Source organism: Pedobacter sp. Bi27 (assembly GCF_918698255.1).
Classification (GTDB): domain Bacteria; phylum Bacteroidota; class Bacteroidia; order Sphingobacteriales; family Sphingobacteriaceae; genus Pedobacter.
Genome location: NZ_CAKKMW010000004.1, coordinates 597,756 through 620,922, shown reverse-complemented (window position 1 = coordinate 620,922; position 23,167 = coordinate 597,756). Strand labels below are relative to the sequence as shown.

Genomic DNA, 23,167 nt, shown 5'->3' with positions numbered 1-23,167 from the left:
TTTTTACTTTTGGTATGACTACTTGCTTGGTGTAAGTACAAGATCTTCTATTACTGCGCTTTTCTGTGCCATAATGGTTCTGAAAATAAATACAGCAATGCCAATTCCGAGAATGATAAAGCCTAGAAAGGTAAATGCACTGGTATAATCGATCAGGTCTTTTTGAATAGAATGCCCGTTTTCGATTACATTTTTAGTCGCATGACCAGCTTTGGCTTTAAACATAAATGCAATAAGCATAGCGCCGATATTTCCGCCAGCACCTACAATACCTGCTACACTACCAACTGCAAGTGGATTAATGAAAGGAACAAGGCTATAGGTTGCTCCGTTGGCCATTTTTAAGCTTAGACCAAAAACGAACATCATAAAAATAGCCATTCCAATATTGCCCGATTTTGCGAACCAGATCAGGCCGATTCCTTCTATCAGAAGCAATAGTGCAAGTAAAAGTGTTTTGCCATCAAATCCCCAGGTTTTACCGATTTTATCAGCAACAATTCCACCCAATGGTCTGGCAAAAACATTGATCCAGCCAAAAATACCTGCAACCATTCCGGCTATGGCGATTGTTGCGCCGAATGAATCAGTAAAAAAGATCGGTGCGAAGTTATCAACCGTTATTTCTACACCAAAACAGGCAGCGTAGGCAATGGTTAAAATCCAAGTGCGGTAATCTTTTGCGGCGATTAAAAATGTGTTTTTGGTGCTTTTTATGGTTTCGTCTTTTAAATCCTTAAAATCTCCCTGTGGGGTATCTAAAGTATAACGGTGATATAAAAATGCACATACTAAAAGCATTACACCAGGGAAAATCATAGCATAACGCCAGCTGTCTTCAGTGCTACAAAAGCCCAGAGCGGTAATGCCAGATGCGATTAATGGCATAAATAAATTCGCAGCACCACCACCTGCATTACCGAAGCCACCTGCAGTTGCATTTGCGGTTCCTTTAATGTTCGGAGCAAACATAATGGAGGTGTGAAATTGGGTAATTACAAATGAAGCGCCGATTACGCCAATGGCCAAGCGGAAAAGCAAAAATGAAGTATAAGAATGACTGGTTCCGATTAACAGTACCGGAATGGCACACAGTACCAAAAGCCAGGTGTAAATAAGTTTGGGGCCAAATTTATCGATTAGCCGTCCGATCAGTAAACGGGCAATAATAGTAGCTGATACTGAAGCAATCTGAATGTTGCCCACCTGATCTTTGGTAAGGTGTAATTGCTCTCTTGCAATTTTCATTAGGGGGGCCATGCCGAACCAAGCGAAAAAACAAAAGAAGAAAGTTAGCCAGGTGATGTGAAAGGTTTTCATCTGAACACCTTTGAACGAAAATATATTTAATTTATCTAGCGGTTTAGTAATGGAGTTTAGTGTCATAACGATCTGTTTAAGCGTAAATAAATAAATGGGTTCTTTTAAAATTTATAGCCTAAGCCTACGCCAACGTTCCATTCGCCATTTTTAACTGCGGTTTTAGGGTTATAGTATAGTGGTACTTGTAAGGCTACATGGCGAAATACCGTTGTTAAGCCAAAACCAAGGCTAGGAGTGAGGACTGCATTTTTTGGCGCTCCGGCGGCAACTTTATCTTCTTTGATTCTTAAGCTGGGTAACAATCCCAATAAAACGGTATAAGGTTTTTTGCTGAATTTGATGCCCGGGCCTGTACAGTTTATAAAAGCACCATGATCAACATATCCGGCAACGATAGTACCATCGAATAAAACAGCTTTAGTTTGTGATTTAGCCGAAAAAAAGAACAAGGTAAGTGCAAGGCAGCAGGATACTGCAGCATAATTTTGAATTTTCATGTTTGTTTGGTTTAAGTTTATACCGAATATAGTTAATCTTACTGGGTCAGGTTAAGATTTTGGTGTTGTACCAATGTAAACGGTTCCGTTTTCTATCTTTACAGGATAGGTTTTTATTGCGCATTCATCGCCGCTTAAACATTCGCCAGTGCTCAATGAGAATGTTTTTTTGTGGAATGGGCAGGCTACCTTAGGTTCATCGGTAGTAGATCCAATCATTCCACGGCTTAATGCCATCTGTTTTTTATGCGGGCACTCATTTTGTGTGGCGTACCACTCATTTCTTCTGGTGAAATAGAAAAGTGCAATCTGATCTTCACCATGTTTTACGCAAACGCCACCGTTCTCAATGGCATCCTCGACTCGGCAGGCTGCTAGCCAATTTGATTGTTCATTCATAATTTTGGGTTTTATAAGGTTTGTAAAGATTATTATTAAACTGTTTTCCATTCGGCGGTTCTTTTTTGTCCGCGCATCTCAACAAATTCTATAGTTGGATCTTTGTCTTCCGGTGCATTTACAAAATGAGAGAAGCGTTTTCTGATCGCAGGATTTTCTACAGCTTCTTTCCATTCGCATTTGTAAGAGGCAATTAAGTTTTCAATTTCATTTTCCCATTGGGCGGCCATTCCTAAACTATCGTTAATGATTACATTCCGCAGATAATCTATTCCACCTTCCATTTTGTTCAGCCAGGTTGCTGTTCTGGTAAGTGGATCGGCAGTGCGGATGTAAAACATCAAAAATCTATCAATGTATTTAATGCAGGTTTCACTATCTAAATCTGTTGCCAGTAAAAGGGCATGTTGAGGTTTGCTACCTCCATTACCACATACATATAAGTTCCAGCCTTTTTCGGTAGCAATAATGCCGAAGTCTTTGCTCTGTGCTTCTGCACATTCTCTGATACAGCCACTTACAGCTGATTTAAACTTATGCGGTGCACGGATACCCCTGTATCTTTCTTCGATCCGGATGGCGAAACTTACACTGTCATGCAAGCCAAATCTGCACCAGGTACTACCTACGCAGCTTTTAACCGTTCTTAAGCCTTTTCCGTAAGCATGTCCGCTTTCAAAACCTGCAGCGATTAATTCCTCCCAGATAATAGGAAGATCGTTAAGGTGTGCGCCGAACATATCAATACGCTGACCTCCGGTAATTTTGGTGTAGAGGTTATATTTTTTAGCTACTTCGCCAATTACGATCAATTTATCGGGTGTAATTTCGCCACCCGGAACCCTTGGTACCACTGAGTATGAGCCGCCTTTTTGAATGTTGGCCAGAAAACGATCGTTGCTATCTTGGGCTACATCATTTCCTTTTTTAAGGATCATTTCGTTCCAAAGACTGGCGAGGAGCGATGACACTAATGGTTTACATACCTCGCAACCGTCATTTTTACCTAAAGCATCCAATACTTCATCATAACTTTTTAGTTCGTGGATATGAATAAGGTCAAAAAGTTCTTGTCGGCTATAGTTAAAGTGTTCGCAAATTACATTTTTGATATACTTACCTTGTGATTTTAAGGTATAAGTCATCAAGTCTTTAACCATTGGCAAGCATCCACCACAGCCTGTGCCTGCTTTGGTGCATTTTTTTAAGTCATCAATGTTTTCGCAAGAGCCATCGGCAACTGCAGCGCAGATATCACCTTTGCTCACGCCCTCGCAGCTACAGATCAATGCACCGTCTGGTAAACCTGTAATTCCGGCTCCGCCGGCAGGTTCGCTTCCGCCACGCGCACCCAGAATCAGTTCTTCAGGGTTTTCTGGTAATACAATCCGGTTATTAGAGGTCTGCAACAGCAGGTTGTAAGCTGTTGCATCTCCAATCAATATACCTCCTAAAAGGTATTGCCCGTCATTACTAACATTTATTCTTTTATAAACGCCTTTGTGTTTGTTTTCGAAGATGATGGTGCGGCAATCGGGTTCGGTAATAAAATTATCGCCAAAACTGGCCACATCGATACCGATCAGTTTCAGTTTAGTACTCATATCAAACCCTGTGAAGGTTTTTTCACCTTCGCAAAGGTTTGCAGCCAGCACTTCGGCCATTTCATAACCAGGAGCAATTAAGCCATAAATCATTCCATCGTACAAAGCGCATTCGCCAATGGCAAAAATAGCCGGATCATTGGTCTGCATTTTTTGGTCCACAACAATCCCACCGCGTGGACCAACCTCGATACCGCATGCCTTTGCCAGTTCATCACGTGGTTTTATACCAGCAGAGATGACAAGCATATCTACATCTAAAGCAGTATCATCGCTAAACTTTAATGCGGTAATACGGCCATCGCCTTCAATACTTGTTGTGTTTTTATTTAAGTGGATCTGTAAACCAAGATCGGCGAGTTTAGATTTAAGCATATCGCTACCTGCAGCATCAATTTGTCTTGGCATTAAGCGCGGTGCAAATTCGATAATGCTCGTTTTTTCGATGCCCAGATCTATTAATGCTTTAGCAGCTTCCAATCCCAGTAAACCACCACCGATAACCGAAGCTGTTTTGGCCTTTTTGGCATAACCGCTAATCAGGTCAAGATCTTCAATGGTACGGTAAACAAAAACACCTTCTTTCTCAATACCAGGGATATTGGGAACGAAAGCCCCCGAGCCGGTAGCAAAAACAAGAATATCGTAATGATAATCAAGGCCACTGGCCGTATAAACTTTTTGAAGTTCGCGATCTATTTTAACGATTGGATTATTTAAGAAAAGGGTAATATTTTGCTCTTGATACCAGTTTTCAGTAGAAAGAGAAAGATCATCAGCAGTTTTTCCGTTAAAATATTCACTTAGATGAACACGGTCATAAGCCCTGCGGGGTTCTTCGCCAAAAACGATAAGATTAAAAGAAGAGGTTTTTGATCTTAGCTTTTCGCAGAATTTATATCCCGCCATTCCATTTCCTATTACGATTATTTGTGGTTCTTTCATAAATCTTAAAGGTATTTTGTGTTTGTTGGTTTCTGTTGGTTGTTTTTTGTTTCGAATTATTTGTTTTGTTGTTTTTTATTGATAATAATCGATTCAAAAATTCATGTTTTAATATTTATATGATTTTTGATATTCAAATATAGGTTAAAATTCAATTAAAAGTTGCTTCTGTGTGATTTTTATCATAAAAAATTTAATTTTTTAATAAATTTTCATCACTTTTATGTTTAAATAGTTAAATCATTAAAATTATGAATCAAAAAACTAACGATTTTGGACTTTTTATAATGGGTGGAGGTCCTGGAGATCCTGAATTGATCACTATGAAAGCTTATAATGTGCTAAAAAGAGCAGAAGTTATTCTCTATGATAACTTAAGTAATGAAAAATTGCTAGAAATTGCGCCGAAAAATTGCAAAATGATCTATGTTGGCAAACAACCTTATGGAAAATACACACCACAAGAGAAAATAAATGAATTAATTGTTGAAAATGCCCAAAATTATCAAGTAGTGGTGCGTTTAAAGGGTGGAGATCCTTTTATTTTTGGCAGAGGCTTCGAAGAATTGATTTATGCGGAGGCCAGGGGCATCAAATGTCATTACATTCCAGGTATAAGTAGTATGCAGGGCGCAGGCTTTATTGATGTTCCTTTAACACACCGTGGCATTAGTGAAAGTGTTTGGATCCTTACCGGAACCAAGAAGGACGGAAGTTTAACCAACGATTTAAAGTGTGCCATGAAAAGTTCGGCTACAGTTGTTATATATATGGGTATGAAAAAAGTTGGCGAAATCTCTAAAGCTTATTGTGATGCGGGCTTAGGTAATATGCCTGCGGCTGTTATTCAGCATGCTACCTTGCCCAATCAAAAACAAGTGGTATGTTCAGTGCAAAATTTACAGGAATCTGCTGAACAGGCGGGCTTAACTTATCCTGCTATTATTATTATAGGCAATGTGGTGCAGGCTAAAGCTTATGCGAACTTAAATCAGGGAGAGTTGTTGTCGGCATAGATAGTTCATTAGTTCAATGGTCATTGGTTTAATTTGTTAATTGACTCCATTTAAATAGTCCTCCGACTTTATAAAAAAAAAGAATTATAATACTCCTGGTATTGTTTGGAAAGCAATTGTTGTAGCTGTTTTTAATGTTCGTCCTGCTTTTTGCTTCAATCTTTTTTTGCCCCTCACCTCAACTGCGCTCAGTACAAGCTCGCTCAGGTGACAAAAAAGGATTTCCGCGTCAATCAGGTTTAAAATCGGAAGGCTTTTACTGCTATTGAGGGTTAAATTAGTATAATTCCGAAAAAAAATTTGTTCCTGCTCACTTCAACCATTAATCGTTCTGCTGACTGTCCCACTTAAACCTGATCGCAGTGGTTCCGATCCTTCATCGGAAAGAACGCAGAGCAGGACTGTATAAACCCAAATGCTGCTGCTTCTGCTTTCCAGAAAAAAAGAATTATAATATTCCTCTATTGAAAGAACCCATAGAAAGATCGTCATCCCGACCGAAGAGCCGCGGAGTGTTCCGAAGGAACTCCTTCGGAGGAGGGATCTTTGGACTATGATATTGAGATCAAATTTCGGACTCCAGACTTGTCTAAAAATATTTATCAAGTGTTAACCCATAAGTAAGGTTTAGGTTTTCGCTACTGGTAATGTTCAGTTTGTTGTAGTTTAATGCTGTAGTTAAACTGATCCATTTGCGAAGTTTTAATCCAATGGTTGCTGATGAACGGATAATGTAATCGCCTTTTCTAGAGAAGGAATTCTGCAAAAAATGATTTCCATCAATAGTAATCAGGTTTTTGATTATAAAATGATATTGTAACCGTAACGAATTTCTATAAGTATGGTAACTATCACCAACAATTAAACTGCTCTGATCGAAAAGTACCCCATTGCTGATGTTTATGTATGCATTTTCTTTATCTAATATGCTATAGGCAATTCCACCACCAGCTAGCAGCTGATTTTTTAATTTTAAGGAATAACTGGTATTATAATTCACCAAACCCCAATAATTAAAATGAGAAAAGGTTTTATACAGGTTAAAATTTAACGTGGTAGAAAAATCGTTATTGGTTAAATTGTTGTTCTGTTTGCCGTAAAACCAGGCAGAAGTAGAATTTAATACGAAACTTTTCTTTTTAAGGCCAAAATTGAACGCATTATTCAACAAATAGGCACGGTCTTCATTCGTTCGGTTAATTGATCCTGTTGAAGTGAGCAATATATGGTAATTGGTGCTATCGCTATATTGAGCAAAGGATTTCGCATAACAAGAACAGAGTAAAAGTAAAGGCACAAAAAGCTTCATAGCTATTTTAACATCGGCTGCCCCTAATATGTTTAGTCTGATTTAATTCTGATCGTACCATTTGGGTACAGGAATATATTCATGGTTCCAGATTACTTCATCCTTTTCATTTTTATAACCTGCAGATATCAGTTCGATCCCGGGTTCTTCTTGCACAATCTCTTTTTTAAACCGATAAGCATCTACCGTTAAATAATGGTAAAGTTTATCCTGATCAATTTTATTTTCTGTTAGCAAGATTAACGCATTTTCGCCCGTTTTAAGCGTGTAAATAAAGCTGCCTTTTATTCTCATTTCTCTTGTTTAAGTTTTATACAAATGAGAATCGGAATATGTTTTATTCGGCTTTGAACACTCATCATTATTCTACAAAAAAAGCCTGCAAGGTTTAACTTGCAGGCCAATAATTAATATGGGTAGATTAATTTAAGGTCAATTCGATTACCGGGATTTCGAAGTCGGGTTTTTTCTTTGGTAGTTTTAATACCAAGGTATTCCCGGTCGATTTTTCAGTATCAATCTGTATTTCAGAGTTGTCATGTAAAAACTGCGCATATTTTGCCTTGTCTTTATATCCATCCAGTGTAATGTAGCCTGTATTAGGATATTCGAACAAATGCACATACAGTTTTTTGGTGTCGTTATTGTAAGTGAGTTTTACGCCTTCGGGTGCTTTAAATTCGGTTGGGGCGAAAGTACAATGGTAAATAGATTTCGAATTGGCGTGCATCCAAAGGCCTAGGCTATCTAAAGCAATGTTTGCTCTGTTATCAAACTCACCACGCGCAGTAGGCCCAACATTTAACAATAAATTTCCTCCATTGGCTACTGAAGTAATCAATAGATCTAATAATTTCCTGTTGCTTTTCCAGGTGTTTTCATCACGGTGATATCCCCATGAGCCTGAAAAGGTTTGGCAGGTTTCCCAAACTTTACCGCGGTATTTTTCCAATTCCTTCGGACTAACCTGTTCTGGTGTTTCGAAATCCGTACCATCTTCATAGTCATTAAGATCCAGGCGGTTATCAACAATAATTTGTGGCTGCAGTTTTCTAATCTGCTTAAGTAGTGCTATCGAACCCCAATCATCACGACCTTTACCGTTTTTACCAGGGTAAGAGAAATCTGCCCAAAGAATGTCGATTTTGCCGTACTTAGTAAGTAGCTCGGTTACCTGATCGTACAGGTACTTGCGGTATTTTGCTATATCCCTGTTTTTATTTAATACTGCATATTGATCTTCATGATCTTTATCAGGCCTCAAAGGATGGTACCTATCAACAGGAAAATCGGGGTGATGCCAATCAATCAGCGAATAATAAAAGCCTACTTTTATACCCTCGGCACGGAAAGCCTCAACAAATTCTTTAACCAAATCTCTTTTGGCTTGTGTTTTGGTGGCCTTATAATCAGTAAATTTACTATCAAATAAAATAAAACCTTCATGGTGTTTGGTGGTTAAAACGGCATATTTCATGCCTGCTTCTTTAGCTTCTCTGGCCCATTTTTTAGGGTTAAATAAATCAGGATTAAACTGATCGAAGTATTTCTGATAGTTTTCGTTGGTAATGTGCTCATAATTTCTTACCCACTCATGACGGGCTGGTAATGCATAGAGGCCCCAGTGGATAAACATGCCGAAGCGTGCATCGGTCCACCATTCCATTCTTTTGGTTTTTTGGGCAGCGGTTTCATTGCCTAATCGTTTTTGAGCAAAGCCAGGCAAGGTTAAGCCCACTATGAACAAAGCTGATAAAATTGTTTTTCTCATTTTCGGTTTCTTTTGGTTAGCATTTAAAGGTCTAATTTACTGAGGTATATCCTTTCAAAATGATGGAATATGAGCAAAATATTAAGTTAAATTGGTTTAAGTTTTAACGGAGATGGTTGAATTTCTTAAAACTTTGAAGATGCCATTCTTGTTTAATTGGCAGTATTGTGGAACTTAATTTGACAAAAGAAACGATGAAAACTCAAAAAACACCTGCCAAACAAAACAAACAACCAGGAATAGAGGCAAAGATGGATCCAAAACCTGAAGTAATTAAAGCAAACTATAAGGGAGCAGGGAAACTGGATGATAAGGTTGCCCTAATTACCGGTGGAGATAGTGGCATTGGTCGTTCGGTAGCCGTTCATTTTGCAAGGGAAGGTGCCAACGTTGCTATAGTTTATCTGGACGAAGACGTTGATGCGATAGAAACTCAAAAAATGGTTGAAGCTGAAGGCAAAAATTGTTTGTTGATTAAAGGAGATGTCAAAAATCCTTCATTTTGTAGAAAAGCAGTAGAAACAACAGTTAAAGAGTTTGGAAAGATCAATATTTTGGTCAATAATGCGGGCATGCAGGTTCCGCAGAAAGATCCCAAAAAAATCGATGATAAACAGTTGGAAGATACCTTCCGTACTAACATATTTGGCTATTTTTACTTTGCGCACGAGGTATTGGAATATTTTCAGGCAGGTGATACCATTATCAATACCACCTCGGTAACGGCTTATCGTTCTTCGCCAAATCTGATCGATTACTCTTCAACAAAAGGCGCAATAACTTCTTTTACACGTTCACTAGCAACTAATTTAGCCAAAGCAGGTATCCGGGTGAACGCTGTGGCACCGGGACCTGTATGGACACCACTCATTGTATCTACTTTTGATGAAGAAAAGATTAAGTCATTTGGATCTGAAACAGCCATGGAAAGGGCTGGTCAACCCTCAGAACTTGGGCCATCCTATGTCTTCCTGGCATCAGACGATGCTTCATTTATCACCGGACAGGTAATCCATGTAAATGGCGGTGAAGTGGTAAACGGTTAATTTCTTTACCTTTAATGAAATTTAAACCATTTCCATGGCATCAGATCCACCTAATGATTGGCGTTTTAAGCTTCATGAAGTTATTTACGAATCGAATACACCTGCAGGTAAAGCATTTGATGTTGGTTTATTGATTGCCATATTTTCGAGTATCATTGTGGTTATGCTAGATAGCGTTATTGGTATCCATCAGCAATACGGCAAACTGTTTAATATTATGGAATGGATTTTCGCTGCACTTTTCACAGTCGAATACATTTTGAGATTGGTGAGTATCAGAAAACCGATCAGTTATGTGGTCAGTCCATTAGGTATTATCGATCTGATTGCATTGTTACCTTCTTATTTGAGTATCTTTTTTATTGGCGCACAATCTTTACTGGTTTTTAGGGCACTAAGGCTACTTCGTGTTTTCAGGATATTCAAACTTGGGCATTTTTTAACAGAGATTAATTTTTTAACCCAGGCACTGAAAAACAGTGTGAGGAAAATCAGCATATTCCTGTTAACCGTTTTAACCATCACTGTAATTCTTGGTTCTATTATGTATTTGGTAGAAAAGCGCGAAAATGGATTTTCGAATATCCCCGAAAGTATTTATTGGGCCATTGTAACCATCACAACTGTTGGTTATGGCGATATTTCGCCCATTACGCCACTGGGTAAATTTGTGGCCTCTGTAGTGATGTTGATTGGTTATGCCATTATTGCTGTGCCTACAGGGATCATTACCCATGATATTGCTGTTGCGGCCAGACAGAAAAAAGAATTACCCGAATCTTGTCCGAGTTGTAGTAGGGAAGGGCATGATAACGATGCCTTGTTTTGCAAATATTGTGGCTCTTCTTTGTATAAATAAAAATGCCAGATAATGGTTAACCTGGCATCTTTTATAACGGAATAAATTGGCTTATAACATTTCGCTGTCTTCATCATCGTATGCATTCGGATCTTTATCCAGCTCTTCTATATCCGATTCGTTATAGTCATCCGTTTCTGTTTCGTCATCCTCATCTTCTTCGTCTTCCGGACCTTCAATTTCTTCATTTAATTGTGTGCCTTCGCCATCAGCATATTGCACTTCATCATCTGTATATTCATTGTCTTCGGACGGCTCAGGCGTGAGGTGACCATCGGCTGCATTTCCTTCCGAACGGTTGATCTGGAACTGTTCGATATTCTGAATTTCTTCTTCTGGTTGATTGTTTTCTAGATTTTCCATAGTAAAAGTCTTTTATAGTAGAACAGATATAGATCAGATTAAGTTTATAGAAAATTTAAAATCTTAAACCACTGATGTTGTAAAGTTTTTAACAGATGGATATGATTTGCTCAAACTTTTTAAATGTTAACGGGGTTTTATTTATGCATTACCTTAATTACTTAACCATGAAAAACCATTTCAATACCAGGAAAATAGCAGTAGTGGGAATGATTATTTCAGCTACTTCATTTAATGCGGTTGCAAAAGCTGACTGGCATTATGCAAGATCATTTGAATACATTAATCAACAAGATAGTTTAACCACCGCGCAATTTTTGCAACAGGCGGCTATTGCCGGAATGAAAGAGGTATCGACCGGGAAACTTGCGGCAGAGAAAGCAACAGATCAAAAGATAAAGGCATTTGGCCAGATGATGGTTGATGATCACACTAAGGCCAATGAAGAATTGAGATCGTTGGCGAAACTTAAGAAAGTAAATTTGCCAATGAGTAGGCCAAAAGGTGAACTACGACCAGATGGCAGGGTAGATTCATCACCTGAAAACATGAAAGACACCTCGCGAACCAAAAATGCGGAAGGCGAGGCAGGTAATACCGGACTAGCGAAAAAAAACGCTAATGGTGCTACTGAAGCTGAGGTGACCAATGCGATTGAAAAATTAAATAATTTAAACGGGGCTTCATTTGATAAAGCTTATGTAGAGATGATGGTTGTTGATCATCAAAATGCAGTTGCACTATTTGAGAAAGCATCGAAATCTACCGATAATGATGTTAAGGCATATGCCAATAAATATTTACCTGTATTGAAAAAACATTTAAAACATATTCAAGCCCTGGCTAAATAATAGCTTTAAGTTATTTAGTGGGGTTAAACTTGCTTTTATATTCTTCTAAATCGATTTATATTAATTTGATAATTTTAAATATTTAATATATTTGTTTAGTCCTAACCAAATATATGTCCTCAATAAGCCATGATGCAGATGTAGAACTGTTCGCCCGTTTACAACAGGATGATCATGCCGCATATACAGAGATTTATGGTAAGTACAGCAGGTTATTATTTACTCATGCCTACAAAAAGGTAGGTGATAGAGAGTTGTCGAGAGATTTAGTGCAGGATTTATTTACTACACTTTGGGTAAAACGACAAGAAATTATCATAAAAACGGTTCCATCAGCATACTTATATACAGCGCTCAGAAACAGGATTTTAGATCATATTGCACATCAAAATGTATCTTTGGGATATGCAGCCTATCTTGAAAACTACACACAGGGCACAAATGATTTAACCGATCATTTAATCAGGCATAAACAATTGATGCAGTTTATCGAACAAGAAATTGCCGCCTTGCCCGAAAAAATGCGTCAGGTTTTCGAACTTAGTAGGAAAGAACATTTAAGCCATAAAGAAATTGCTGTCGAACTGGGTATTTCAGAGCAAACAGTAAGGAAACAAATTCAGAATGCACTTAAAATTATGCGTCCTAAATTGAGCGTTTTATTCGTTTTGGTTTTTTTATTCGAAAAATAATTTTTTTTCTACCCCATAAGGTTTAGTCGCCCGTCTATAGTTTAATGAGCATAAGAAATTAATGCTGTTAAACCATGCAAAATAACCAAATTAAAGATTTACTAAAAAGATACCTGGCTGGAGAATGTACTGAAGAAGAAAAAGCTTTGGTAGAAAGTTCTTATCTGGATTATCATACTGATGCCGTTCCTTTAACAGAAAATGAAATAGCTGATGATTTAGCGGCGATAGCAGCCAACCTGCCAAAAGAGAAGCAACCCAAAGTATTTCCATTATTTAAAAAGATGATTGCTGCAGCGGCAGTATTGGTCATTGTGGCATCAATCGCAATTTATTTTACGATTCGCCCAAAGAAAGAATTTACTGCGAAAATAGCGAACCCGGCAGAAAAGATTTTGCCAGGTACGGATAAAGCCATTTTAACCTTGGCCGATGGCCGTAAGATTACGCTAGATAAAAATACATCAACTTTGCTTTTAGATAGCCTTGCCGGAATCCGCATAAAAAAAACTGCAAAAGGAGAACTGGTTTACGAGGTGCTTGATGTTAAAGAAACTGCGGCTAATTTAAATGCTTTTAATACGATAGAAACCCCTCGCGGCAGCCAGTACAAGGTTATTTTGCCCGATGGATCAAATGTTTGGTTAAATGCATCGTCATCTTTAAAATACCCTGTAATATTTAATGGCAACAAAAGAAATGTAGAACTGGCTGGCGAAGCTTATTTCGAAGTCGCTAAAAATAAGGAAATGCCTTTTGTGGTACACACCCAAACACAAGATGTGCAGGTCTTGGGTACGCATTTCAATATCAATGCTTATCCCGATGAAACAGAAACCAAAACCACTTTATTAGAAGGAAAGGTATTGGTGAGTAAAGGTGCTGAAAGTAAAATGATGAAACCTGGAGAGCAGGTAATCAATGCTAATCAATCGCGGGTTTTAGAACTCCGAACAATGACAGATGCTACTGAAAGTATCGCCTGGAAAAACGGCCTTTTCTTATTCAATCATAACGATTTACATACAATCATGCACCAGATTTCGAGGTGGTACGATGTTGAGGTGGATTATGAGGGTGATTTTAGAAAACAATATTATAGCGGAACGATTTCCAAATTTGGAAAAGTTACCGATGTACTGAAAACAATGGAACTAACCGGCTCGGTAAAATTTAAAATTGTAGGAAGGAGGATCATTGTTATGAAATAACAGCTACCCATCCGGCTTAAAAATGACCCGAAGTGTTTTGAGCCACTTCAGGTCGATTGGACAAGCCAAAATGCAAATCAAATAAACCTATTTCGACACAAGTTACATTTAACTTACTAACCAAATGTATAAATTTTTTAACACAACTACATGCTGTGGGCAACCCCTCATGTCATTTAAATTTCTCATCCGCATGAAATTTATATTGATTTTAATGTTTGCTTTTGTGGTACAGCTCAATGCCAGTACCCATGCTCAAAACATCAATTTAAGCGTAAATAATGCATCTATCGATAAAGTTTTAAAGGCCTTGCGTTTGCAGAGCAATTACAATTTTTATTACGAAGATGCGCTGATTAAATCGGCCCATCCCATTACCTTAACGGCCATAAACGAACCTTTTTTAAGTGTTTTGGAGAAATGTTTTGAAGGACAGCCCTTTACTTATGTAATCGAACAGAAAACAATCGTATTGCGTAAAAGAAAGACAAATCCATCTGCCCAAAAAGATGAAATTATCATAAAAGGTAGGGTACTTGATGAAACCAACCAGGCCATTCCGGGTGCAACGGTAAAAATTAAAGGCGGAACATTAACTGTTGCAACCAATCCGAATGGAGAATTTACCATTAAAGCACCGGAAGATGCAGCCTTGCTCATCAGTTTTATCGGTTACGATCCACAGGAAGTGCCGATCGAGAAAAGAACAAATTTAACCATTATCTTAAAGCCTGTAAACAATTCTCTAAATGAGGTTGTGGTTGTGGCGTTCGGGCAAAAACAGAGAAAGATTGAAACCTTGGGTGCCCAGGCTACTTTAGATGTAGAATCGTTAAAACAGCCTGTAGCTAATATTTCTACGGTTTTGGCAGGCCGTGTTTCGGGTTTGGTAGGTATTCAAAGAAGTGGGGAACCAGGTAGAGATGGGGCCGATTTATGGATCAGGGGCGTAATCACAACGGGCAATAACACACCTTTAATTTTGGTCGATGGGGTAGAAAGGGCTTTTAGTAACATCGATCCAAATGATATAGAGAGCTTCTCTATTTTGAAAGATGCATCTTCTACTTCAGTTTATGGCGTTAGAGGTGCAAACGGTGTAATTTTAATTACCACCAAAAGAGGTAAAGCCGGACGTACCGATATTAATTTAGATTACTACCAGGGGCTTACCCAGTTTACACGTGTACCTGAAACAGCAGATGGTGTAACCTATATGCAAATGGCTAATGAGGCCAATACCACCAGGGGTGGAAATCCCATTTATTCTGAAGACCTCATCAATAAAACGTTTACACAGGCAGATCCTTATTTATATCCAAATGTAAACTGGTTTAACGAAATTTTTAATGATTTTGGCCACAACCGCAAAGCAAACTTAAGCATCAGAGGTGGTGGCGAAAAATCTACCTATTATGTTTCTGCAGGTTATTATGATGAAACAGGTTTATTTAAAACCGATGGATTACAGCAATATAACTCTTCTATTAAATATTCGAGGGTGAATTTCAGTTCAGCTCTAACGTTAAAAGCAACGAAAAGTACCACGATTGATTTAGGGATTAAAGGCTGGATATCTAACGGAAATTATCCTGGCACCGGTACGAGTGATATTTTTGCGAATTCGCTAAGAACATATCCAATTTTGTATCCGGTAATGTATCCGGATAATAGAGAGCCCTTTTTATCTACAGGTGGTGGTTTATATAGTTCTTACGGATTGCTTACCAACAGGGGCTATTCTACAACTTATGAAAACCAGATCATGTCTGATATCAGGGTTACGCAAGATTTGGGCAGCCTGGTCAAAGGCTTGTCGTCGCATTTGCTATACTCATTTGATGCAACCAACACCAATACGCTTACCAGGGGAAAGACGCCGACAACTTACTACGCTACATCAAGAGATGCTGCCGGTAACCTGGTTTACAGCAGCATTAACCCTGGTCAGGATTATCTTTCCTTTTCAAGATCAAACGGAGGGAGTCGCCAGTTTTATTTAGAAGGCGCTATAAACTATGCCCGTACTTTTGGGAAACATAAGTTGGGCGGACTTGCCTTGTACTACCAAAGTGATAAGGTAAGTGCAACAGCTGGAGATTTAATAGGCTCTATCCCTTACCGGAGTTTAGGTGGAGTTGGGCGTGCCACTTATTCTTATGATGACCGTTATTTAGCCGAAGTTACTTTTGGATATAACGGCGCCGAAAATTTTGCACCTGATAAACGTTATGGTTTCTTTCCTTCTTATGCTGTTGGATGGGTAGTTTCTAACGAAAAGTTTTATGGTAATGCTAACCAGATTTTCCAGTTAATAAAATTAAGAGCTTCGTATGGAACGGTAGGCAGCAGTAACATTGGTGGAAGGCGTTTTTCTTATATCGGAACTGTAGGTAATACAAACGGTGCATATCAATATGGTCAGGTTAGAGGAGATAATGTGCTTCAAGGGATAGATATTGCTGATTACCCTGTTGATGCCACCTGGGAAACTGAAAAAGATTTAAACCTGGGCTTAGAGCTTAAAACCTGGAACAATGCGCTGAGTCTCCAATTTGATGTGTTTAGCCGCAAACGGGAGAATATTTTTACGGTAAGAAAGGGTGTTCCTGATTTTGTAGGTGTTAGAAATAACCTCTTGGGGAATTTAGGCAAAACAGAGGCAAAAGGAATTGATTTTACAGGGAATTTTGATAAAAATTTCGGTGCTTTTTCAATGTCTCTGCAAGGTACGTTCACCTATAATAAAAATAAAGTGATCGAAGATGATTCTCCTGCTCCGGCCTTTCCATGGCAGGAATCGAGAGGCCAGTCTGTTTTTACAAGAAGCGGGTATATTGCTGATGGATTTTATACACAAGCAGAAATAGATAATCCTGCCATAGCCCGAACAACTGGCGTAGTGCAAGCAGGAGATTTAAAATTTAGAGATTTAAGTGGGGATGGTATCATCAACGCCGATGATATAACTTTCATTGGTAAAGATCAGGTACCGCAGATTTTATATGGTTTTGGTGGAACATTTGGCTATAAAGGTTTTTCATTAGGTGCATTTTTTCAAGGGACAGGATCAGTTGATTTCTATTTCGCTAATGAGTTTATGCCTTTTAGAAACGGTTCGGCGAAAGGAAGTTTATATGCCAATGTTTTAGATCGATGGACTCCCCAAAACCCAAGGCAAAATGCTTTTTATCCGCGTCTTTCGTACGGTGCCGATATCAACCAAAACTATAATACAAATAGTCATTTTTTAATCAATGGACGTTTTCTAAGACTTAAAACCCTTGATTTCGGCTATACCTTTAAAAAGGAAACGATTGCATTTATGGGTTTGCAAAGGCTCAGACTTTATTTCATAGGCTACAACCTCTTCACCATAAGCCCATTTAAATACTGGGATCCAGAGTTAGGAGGGGGTACAGGTTCCGGAGCTCGAAGTTCAGGAACTTCCTATCCCAATATTAAAACTTACAGTTTAGGTGTAAGTGCTACTTTTTAATTTTAAAATCCTTAGGATATGAAAAGAAATATTTTTTTTAAAGCAGCGCTCATTTTAGTGTTGATCTGCTCTTTAACTGCCTGTAAAAAGTTCCTCGATCAGGTTCCTGATGACAAACAGACCATTGACGATGTTTTCAAAAAGAAAATCGAATCGGAAAAATATCTGGCCGGAGTTTATACCTATATCCGGTCAAATAGCGATTGGAATCTAGGGACTCCATGGGAAGGTTTATCTGATGAGGCTGATGTAACCTATAACGATTACCCAACTTATTCGATGAATTTGGGTAACTGGGATAAAAACCGTGGCGATTATAATTATTGGGGCTATTATTATCAGGGAATCCGCAGGGCGTCTTATTTTATGCAACGTGTGCCAGAGAATCCCGAAATCGAACCACAGTTAATCAAACAATATGTCGCAGAAGCAAGGGCATTAAGAGCGTATTTTTATGCTTGTCTTATAGCTCAATACGGGCCTGTAATCATATTGCCAGATCTGCCTATTCCACCAGACGCTTCTATAGATGATTTTAGTTTTCCAAGAAATAGCTACGATGAATGCGTTAATTTTATCGTTTCTGAACTAGATAAGGCTATTGCTGATTTACCAGCTTCGCAAGGCAATACACGCGAGTTTGGAAGGTGGAAAAAAGGAATGGCGCTTGCTGTTAAATCGCGCACATTGCTGTATGCGGCAAGTCCTTTGTACAATGGAAATACTGATTATGCTGGTTTTAAAAATCTAGATGGAAAGGTGCTAATCAATCAAACAATTGATGTAAACAAATGGAAAAGAGCTGCCGATGCAGCTAAAGAATTGATAGATATGCCCGATTATAGCTTGTACAAAGAGCTGGATGCAAATGGGAATATAAAGCCTTATGAATCGCTTAAAAATCTTTGGTTAAAAGATTGGAATTCTGAAGTTATCCTGTGCCGTTTGGTAGATGATAAACTGTATTCCATTGATAAAAACGGTTCGCCTTATATTCTTGGCGGTTGGTCATCGTGGGGAGCTACACAACAAGCCGTTGATGCATTTTTTACAGCTAACGGAAGATCGATAGATGATCCCGCCTCAGGTTATACCGAAGTTGGAACTACTTCCACTGCGAATAACTATTATGCAGCCGGTACCTCAAATATGTATGTGAACAGGGAACCGCGTTTTTATGTGAACATTACTTTCAATCTGAGCAAATGGATCAATAACGCCAGTAACAACAACAGTGGAACCGGATCTTCTCCAATAACGATTCAACTGTATAAAGGTGGAAATAGTGGGCAATACACAGGTCGAAACTGGTCTAGAACAGGTTATGTTGTTCGTAAAATGGTTAATCCAAACAGTAAAGTAGGGCCCGATCAAATTGCAGACAGGGCAGAAATCATTTTCAGATTGGGTGAAATTTACCTCAATTATGCAGAGGCACTGAACGAATATGCACCAGGAAACGCCGATATTAAAAAGTACATTAACCTGATCAGGGAGCGTGCAGGAATTCCGCAATATGGTTCTGCGGCTAATCAGGTACCCGAACCTACAAATCAGGCCGCCTGGCGCGAAGCCATACGTAAAGAAAGAAGGGTAGAACTTGCATTCGAGAGTTTTAGATATTTCGATACCCGTAGATGGAAAATAGCCGATCAGACCGATGGCGGGCCTTTTTATGGAATGGATATCAATGCGACCACTTCAGCCGATTTTCAAAAGAGGGTAGTGTTCGAGAATAGGGTTTTCTTAAAGAAAAACTACCTGTGGAACATCACTCAGTCAGAATTGAACAAAGATAAAAACCTTGTAGGTAACCCCGGCTGGTAACAGCTTCTAAAAGAAAGTTATGAAAAGAATATTTAAAAATAAATATGCTGTGGGCATGCTTTGCCTGTTATTCTTATTCTCTTGTAAAAAGGATCGGATAGATAATGTAACCACAACCATATCCCAGCCAACACTTAGTGCCCCATCAAATAATACTTTGGTAAATCTAAGTCCATCAAGCAATGCAGTAGTTACGTTTGAATGGAACCCTGCAACAACAGGAAATTATACCTTGCCATTTTATAAAGTTATTTTCGACAAAGAAAATGGCGATTTTTCAAAACCCGTTTACACCGGGATTCCTGCTAAGGTCGGTATCGATAATAAATTGTCGCTATCTCATAAGGAAATGAACAAAATTGCTGCTGCGGCTGGTATCACCGAACTCGGCAGTGGTAAGGTGAAATGGCAGGTTATCGCTTCAAATGGTGTTATTACAGCAACTTCTGGCTCCGGGATACTCGAGCTTAAGCGTCCGGCTGGCTTTGCAGAAAACCCTGCAGCCGTTTTTATAACGGGTTCAGCAACTGAGGGAGGCGCTGACTTACTCAAGGCTCAATCTTTCAAGAAACTTTCAGATGGTGTATTCGAACTTTATACTTCCCTTAATGCAGGAACATATAAAATGGTTGATAAAACGACTGGAACGCCCCTAAACTTTGTAATTGATGCAGGTATAATTAAACAGGGTACTGAAGTAAGTAGTCCGGCTACTACCAAAACCACTTACCGTATTAATTTAGATTTCAATAAATCAACAGCAACCTTTACAGAAATCCAATCGGTAGGTTTGTGGTTTTCGGGTTATAATAAAATTCAGGCCACTTTAACCTACGATGCAGCGGGCATTTGGAAAGGAGTTGACGTACCCATTGCCTGGAAAGTAGAACCCTGGGGTAAAGATGAGCGTTACAAATTTAGGGTGACCGAAAAAGATGCTGCTGGTAATATTACCATAAAGAACTGGGGATCTGCTGTTAAAGATAATGTGAGGGCGACATCTACTAGTCCGGCGAGTTATTTTCTGCTTAAAGAAGTCGATAATTCTCAATACGATTATACCTACAAATTTGCTGCAGAAGCACAAAAAACCGATATAGAATTTAGGTTGCAATCAACCGCAGATTATACACACAAAGTAACTTTTAAATAAAATTAACGGCGGTTTTCCATGCGGTTAACCGTTATAACTTTTTATACCATGAAATTATTTTCAAAATACAAAATACTTGGTGCGCTCCTCATTGCAATGTGCTTTTTTGCCTGTAAAAAAGATAAAATTTCGGTAACACCACCTGAACCTGTTGCTCCGCCGGTAGTGGTTAATTGGGGAAAAGCGGCCGATGATGCACAAGTTGCACTTGATGTTCAATTTTACAACAATACCCAAAATTATTATAACCAAAACAATGATGGACACCTTGGATTTAACTATTGGTGGAATGCACATGCTTTAGATGTACATATCGACGCCTATAAAAGAACCAAAGATTCCAGGTACCTCACCAAAATGAAAGCTTTACTAAATGGATGTTATGTTAAAAATGGCAATACCTTTAAAAATACTTTTTACGATGACATGGAATGGTGGGCATTAGCCTGTTTAAGAGCGTATGATGAAACTGGTGATATCGAATATAAGCAGGCTGCAGATCAACTTTGGGGTTGGATTAAGGTAGGATGGACTACTGTTAAAAATGGGGGCATTATGTGGGCATCGGGATCTCCTGATTCTAAAAACGCCTGTTCCAATGCTCCAGCGGCAATAATTGCAGCAAGAATGTACCAGTTAGATAAAAAAGCCGATGATCTGATTTGGGCAAAAAAGATTTACAACTGGATGAAAACTTACGTAGTTGAACCTGCCCGTGGAGTGGTTTGGGATGCCTACGGGAACACCAGTGAGGGTGCCCTTTATACTTACAATCAAGGCACCTGGCTTGGTGCCGGTTTAGAATTATACCTTATTACAAAGGAGCAAAGCTATTTGGACGATGCTGTGCGCAATGCCAATTATGTAATGAATGATGCTGTCAAATTTTCTCCAAATGGGATTTTAAAAGGTGAAAACTCTGGAGATGGCGGATTATTTAAGGGTATCTATATCCGTTATATGGCACAACTACTTTTAAAAAACGTGGTTGATGATTATACTAAAGAGTTATACCTGAAATACCTGAAGCAAAATGGACAAAGCCTATATACGAAAGCGATAAGAACGCCTGAGAATATTTTTGGTTCAGACTGGGCCACTAAACCAAATACCAAAGTTGGCGATTGTTCGGTGCAATTAAGTGGGGTAATGCTTTTCGAAACCCTTGATGAATTGAAAAGAGCAGGAATTCTTAAATAAAAATATCTTGAATAAATCGAAATTAAATATAATGCTTTTAATGTTGTTTGCACTTGTTGCAGGCAGCATTAAATCAAATGCGTTATCAACCTATCCTTTGCCATCAATTTATACAAAATCGATGGTATACACATTGTCATCAGCTGCGGTTAATATACCAGTTATAAGCTATAACGATAAGTATGATTATGCGCACTTTGTAATGGATGAAGAACAACTGCTTATAACTGTGGCTTTGCTAAAAGAAGATGTGGTAAGTTTTAATATCAGTCCTAAAAAATTAAATATTGCAGCAACAAGCAAAGGGAAACAACTTGTTTTTTCAATCAGAAAAGGTAGTTACCTCATCGTAAAAATCAATAACAATAAAGAACTGGTTATTACAGCCGATGCAGAAATAAAAAATAGACCTAAACCCGTAGGGAAGGGTATTTTTAACGTAATGGATCAGGTTTATAAAGCCGATTCGACAGGGAAAACGATAAGCACCAAAGCTTTACAAAACGCAATAAATGATGCTTCTCGATATAAAAATGGAACAGTTTACATTCCTGTGGGAGTATATAAGGTAGCTAATATCGAACTTAAGAGCAATACAGCCATTTATCTGGAAGCAGGCGCAGTACTGCTTTTTTCTGATAAAACCGAAGATTATACCATAAATGCTAGAAAAGAATCTCAGAAAAGAAACATTACCTGGTGGTTTTTTACCAGTATGGGCGCCAAAAATATCAGATTGTTTGGAAACGGAACCCTTGATGGAAATGGAAAGTACGCCACAGAACAACAGAATATCGGGAACCATATTCTTGCCATTATGGGTGCCGAGAATTTTGAACTTGATGGATTGATCATCCGCAATTCTGGTGCCTGGGCAATTATCCCAACCCGTTCTAAAAACGTGCTGCTCCAAAACTTTAAGTTGTTTAATAGATTCGACATGGGCGAAAATGATGGTGTAGATGTAATCGAATCAGAAAATGTGTTGGTTAAACATGCCATCGGCATTGCGCTTGATGATCCTTTCTCTACCAAAACCTGGGATCAGAATACAGATTTATGCAGAAAATGGCCCGGCAAGCCTAAAGCACAAAAGAATATTGTTTTTGATGATTGCATCTCCTGGACTTACTGTTACGGATTTAAAATAGGGCAAGGGGTGATGCAGCCACAAACGAACATTAAATTTAAAAATTGTGTGGTTTACGATGCTGCCGTTGGCATTGGAATACACCACAAATGGGGAACTGCTTTTGTTAAAAACGTAGTTTTTGATGGCATTGATATCGAGAGATTAAGTTATCAAAATGATGACCACCGCACCTGGGCCATATTTTTTATGCAAAATGGCGATAAGAAAGGAAGTGCGCCAATTTCGAACATTATGGTTAAAAATATTCTGGTTAGAGATGCAGGTAAATCTCCGGGTAAAATTAAAGGAGTAAGTGAAGTGAATAGTTTCAGTCGCCTAACATTCACAAACATACAAATGCCAGTTCTGGGTTCACCTGCGCAGAATTTAAAAGAATTAAAAATGACAGATATTGCTTTTGCTGATGACATCAAAGTATCAGCCCGGTAATACATAACGAATTTAAACCA

At 38.6% G+C, this 23,167-nt stretch carries 19 protein-coding genes; 11 read left to right on the top strand and 8 right to left on the bottom strand.

Annotated features, from left to right (window positions below; genetic code table 11):
* Window positions 1-18: 18 nt before the first annotated feature.
* Genes LQ227_RS16540 through nirB form a run of 4 tightly spaced genes read right to left on the bottom strand, consistent with a single transcriptional unit; the run spans window position 19 to window position 4,768 of the window.
* The gene (locus LQ227_RS16540; RefSeq protein ID WP_230141665.1) at window positions 19-1,386 is read right to left on the bottom strand and encodes an MFS transporter; all 1,368 of its coding nucleotides are present in this window, start codon (window positions 1,384-1,386) and stop codon (window positions 19-21) included.
* A gap of 38 nt (window positions 1,387-1,424) precedes the next feature.
* Window positions 1,425-1,820 (bottom strand): hypothetical protein, encoded by a 396-nt coding sequence (locus LQ227_RS16535; RefSeq protein WP_230150005.1) that lies wholly within the window; start codon window positions 1,818-1,820, stop codon window positions 1,425-1,427.
* Between the two features lie 51 nt (window positions 1,821-1,871).
* On the bottom strand, window positions 1,872-2,219 hold the full coding sequence (gene nirD / locus LQ227_RS16530) for a nitrite reductase small subunit NirD (RefSeq protein WP_029276048.1): 348 nt from the start codon (window positions 2,217-2,219) through the stop codon (window positions 1,872-1,874).
* Between the two features lie 35 nt (window positions 2,220-2,254).
* The gene (gene nirB / locus LQ227_RS16525; RefSeq protein WP_230150003.1) at window positions 2,255-4,768 is read right to left on the bottom strand and encodes a nitrite reductase large subunit NirB; all 2,514 of its coding nucleotides are present in this window, start codon (window positions 4,766-4,768) and stop codon (window positions 2,255-2,257) included.
* 251 nt (window positions 4,769-5,019) lie between these two features.
* Here nirB and cobA point away from each other — a divergent pair, with 251 nt between their 5' ends.
* Window positions 5,020-5,784: a uroporphyrinogen-III C-methyltransferase gene (gene cobA, locus LQ227_RS16520; protein ID WP_230150002.1), complete on the top strand. Its 765-nt coding sequence runs from the start codon at window positions 5,020-5,022 to the stop codon at window positions 5,782-5,784.
* Between the two features lie 589 nt (window positions 5,785-6,373).
* On the opposite strand, the gene LQ227_RS16515 is transcribed toward cobA, so the two are convergent.
* The 3 genes from LQ227_RS16515 to LQ227_RS16505 form a co-directional block, all read right to left on the bottom strand.
* The gene (locus LQ227_RS16515; protein ID WP_230150001.1) at window positions 6,374-7,093 is read right to left on the bottom strand and encodes a hypothetical protein; all 720 of its coding nucleotides are present in this window, start codon (window positions 7,091-7,093) and stop codon (window positions 6,374-6,376) included.
* Window positions 7,094-7,135: 42 nt separating this feature from the next.
* A complete protein-coding gene (locus LQ227_RS16510) occupies window positions 7,136-7,387 on the bottom strand; it encodes a hypothetical protein (protein ID WP_230150000.1) in 252 nt (83 codons plus the stop codon).
* Window positions 7,388-7,514: 127 nt separating this feature from the next.
* Window positions 7,515-8,864 (bottom strand): alpha-L-fucosidase, encoded by a 1,350-nt coding sequence (locus tag LQ227_RS16505; RefSeq protein ID WP_230149999.1) that lies wholly within the window; start codon window positions 8,862-8,864, stop codon window positions 7,515-7,517.
* Window positions 8,865-9,058: 194 nt separating this feature from the next.
* Here LQ227_RS16505 and LQ227_RS16500 point away from each other — a divergent pair, with 194 nt between their 5' ends.
* The gene (locus tag LQ227_RS16500) at window positions 9,059-9,910 is read left to right on the top strand and encodes an SDR family oxidoreductase (protein ID WP_230141644.1); all 852 of its coding nucleotides are present in this window, start codon (window positions 9,059-9,061) and stop codon (window positions 9,908-9,910) included.
* 34 nt (window positions 9,911-9,944) lie between these two features.
* Entirely contained in the window at window positions 9,945-10,769 is an 825-nt protein-coding gene (locus LQ227_RS16495) for an ion transporter (protein ID WP_230149998.1), read from the top strand.
* Between the two features lie 51 nt (window positions 10,770-10,820).
* On the opposite strand, the gene LQ227_RS16490 is transcribed toward LQ227_RS16495, so the two are convergent.
* Window positions 10,821-11,132 carry a hypothetical protein gene (locus tag LQ227_RS16490; RefSeq protein ID WP_230141640.1) on the bottom strand — a complete coding sequence of 104 codons (312 nt, stop codon included), beginning with the start codon at window positions 11,130-11,132 and terminating at the stop codon, window positions 10,821-10,823.
* A gap of 167 nt (window positions 11,133-11,299) precedes the next feature.
* Here LQ227_RS16490 and LQ227_RS16485 point away from each other — a divergent pair, with 167 nt between their 5' ends.
* The 8 genes from LQ227_RS16485 to LQ227_RS16450 all read left to right on the top strand — a co-directional run bounded on the left by LQ227_RS16485 (window position 11,300) and on the right by LQ227_RS16450 (window position 23,147).
* Window positions 11,300-11,983 carry a DUF4142 domain-containing protein gene (locus tag LQ227_RS16485; protein WP_230141638.1) on the top strand — a complete coding sequence of 228 codons (684 nt, stop codon included), beginning with the start codon at window positions 11,300-11,302 and terminating at the stop codon, window positions 11,981-11,983.
* Between the two features lie 113 nt (window positions 11,984-12,096).
* A complete protein-coding gene (locus LQ227_RS16480; protein WP_230149997.1) occupies window positions 12,097-12,675 on the top strand; it encodes an RNA polymerase sigma-70 factor in 579 nt (192 codons plus the stop codon).
* 74 nt (window positions 12,676-12,749) lie between these two features.
* On the top strand, window positions 12,750-13,886 hold the full coding sequence (locus tag LQ227_RS16475) for a FecR family protein (protein ID WP_230149996.1): 1,137 nt from the start codon (window positions 12,750-12,752) through the stop codon (window positions 13,884-13,886).
* 193 nt (window positions 13,887-14,079) lie between these two features.
* Entirely contained in the window at window positions 14,080-17,385 is a 3,306-nt protein-coding gene (locus LQ227_RS16470) for a TonB-dependent receptor (protein WP_230149994.1), read from the top strand.
* 18 nt (window positions 17,386-17,403) lie between these two features.
* Window positions 17,404-19,212 (top strand): RagB/SusD family nutrient uptake outer membrane protein, encoded by a 1,809-nt coding sequence (locus tag LQ227_RS16465; protein ID WP_230149992.1) that lies wholly within the window; start codon window positions 17,404-17,406, stop codon window positions 19,210-19,212.
* 19 nt (window positions 19,213-19,231) lie between these two features.
* Window positions 19,232-20,365, top strand: a complete 1,134-nt coding sequence (locus LQ227_RS16460; RefSeq protein WP_230149990.1) for a SusE domain-containing protein — start codon at window positions 19,232-19,234, stop codon at window positions 20,363-20,365.
* Between the two features lie 48 nt (window positions 20,366-20,413).
* Window positions 20,414-21,565: a glycoside hydrolase family 76 protein gene (locus tag LQ227_RS16455; RefSeq protein ID WP_230149988.1), complete on the top strand. Its 1,152-nt coding sequence runs from the start codon at window positions 20,414-20,416 to the stop codon at window positions 21,563-21,565.
* Window positions 21,566-21,572: 7 nt separating this feature from the next.
* Window positions 21,573-23,147 (top strand): glycoside hydrolase family 28 protein, encoded by a 1,575-nt coding sequence (locus tag LQ227_RS16450; protein ID WP_230149987.1) that lies wholly within the window; start codon window positions 21,573-21,575, stop codon window positions 23,145-23,147.
* Window positions 23,148-23,167 lie beyond the last annotated feature (20 nt).

What these genes read in the sequence shown, in the direction of transcription:
- LQ227_RS16470 (WP_230149994.1), top strand. Translation starts at nt 14,080, where the DNA reads ATGAAATTTATATTGATTTTAATGTTTGCTTTTGTGGTACAGCTCAAT.
- LQ227_RS16515 (WP_230150001.1), bottom strand. Translation starts at nt 7,093, where the DNA reads ATGAAGCTTTTTGTGCCTTTACTTTTACTCTGTTCTTGTTATGCGAAA.
- nirB (WP_230150003.1), bottom strand. Translation starts at nt 4,768, where the DNA reads ATGAAAGAACCACAAATAATCGTAATAGGAAATGGAATGGCGGGATAT.
- LQ227_RS16465 (WP_230149992.1), top strand. Translation starts at nt 17,404, where the DNA reads ATGAAAAGAAATATTTTTTTTAAAGCAGCGCTCATTTTAGTGTTGATC.
- cobA (WP_230150002.1), top strand. Translation starts at nt 5,020, where the DNA reads ATGAATCAAAAAACTAACGATTTTGGACTTTTTATAATGGGTGGAGGT.
- LQ227_RS16535 (WP_230150005.1), bottom strand. Translation starts at nt 1,820, where the DNA reads ATGAAAATTCAAAATTATGCTGCAGTATCCTGCTGCCTTGCACTTACC.
- LQ227_RS16485 (WP_230141638.1), top strand. Translation starts at nt 11,300, where the DNA reads ATGAAAAACCATTTCAATACCAGGAAAATAGCAGTAGTGGGAATGATT.
- LQ227_RS16510 (WP_230150000.1), bottom strand. Translation starts at nt 7,387, where the DNA reads ATGAGAATAAAAGGCAGCTTTATTTACACGCTTAAAACGGGCGAAAAT.
- LQ227_RS16455 (WP_230149988.1), top strand. Translation starts at nt 20,414, where the DNA reads ATGAAATTATTTTCAAAATACAAAATACTTGGTGCGCTCCTCATTGCA.
- LQ227_RS16475 (WP_230149996.1), top strand. Translation starts at nt 12,750, where the DNA reads ATGCAAAATAACCAAATTAAAGATTTACTAAAAAGATACCTGGCTGGA.
- LQ227_RS16500 (WP_230141644.1), top strand. Translation starts at nt 9,059, where the DNA reads ATGAAAACTCAAAAAACACCTGCCAAACAAAACAAACAACCAGGAATA.
- LQ227_RS16495 (WP_230149998.1), top strand. Translation starts at nt 9,945, where the DNA reads ATGGCATCAGATCCACCTAATGATTGGCGTTTTAAGCTTCATGAAGTT.
- LQ227_RS16480 (WP_230149997.1), top strand. Translation starts at nt 12,097, where the DNA reads ATGTCCTCAATAAGCCATGATGCAGATGTAGAACTGTTCGCCCGTTTA.
- LQ227_RS16505 (WP_230149999.1), bottom strand. Translation starts at nt 8,864, where the DNA reads ATGAGAAAAACAATTTTATCAGCTTTGTTCATAGTGGGCTTAACCTTG.
- LQ227_RS16540 (WP_230141665.1), bottom strand. Translation starts at nt 1,386, where the DNA reads ATGACACTAAACTCCATTACTAAACCGCTAGATAAATTAAATATATTT.
- LQ227_RS16490 (WP_230141640.1), bottom strand. Translation starts at nt 11,132, where the DNA reads ATGGAAAATCTAGAAAACAATCAACCAGAAGAAGAAATTCAGAATATC.
- LQ227_RS16460 (WP_230149990.1), top strand. Translation starts at nt 19,232, where the DNA reads ATGAAAAGAATATTTAAAAATAAATATGCTGTGGGCATGCTTTGCCTG.
- nirD (WP_029276048.1), bottom strand. Translation starts at nt 2,219, where the DNA reads ATGAATGAACAATCAAATTGGCTAGCAGCCTGCCGAGTCGAGGATGCC.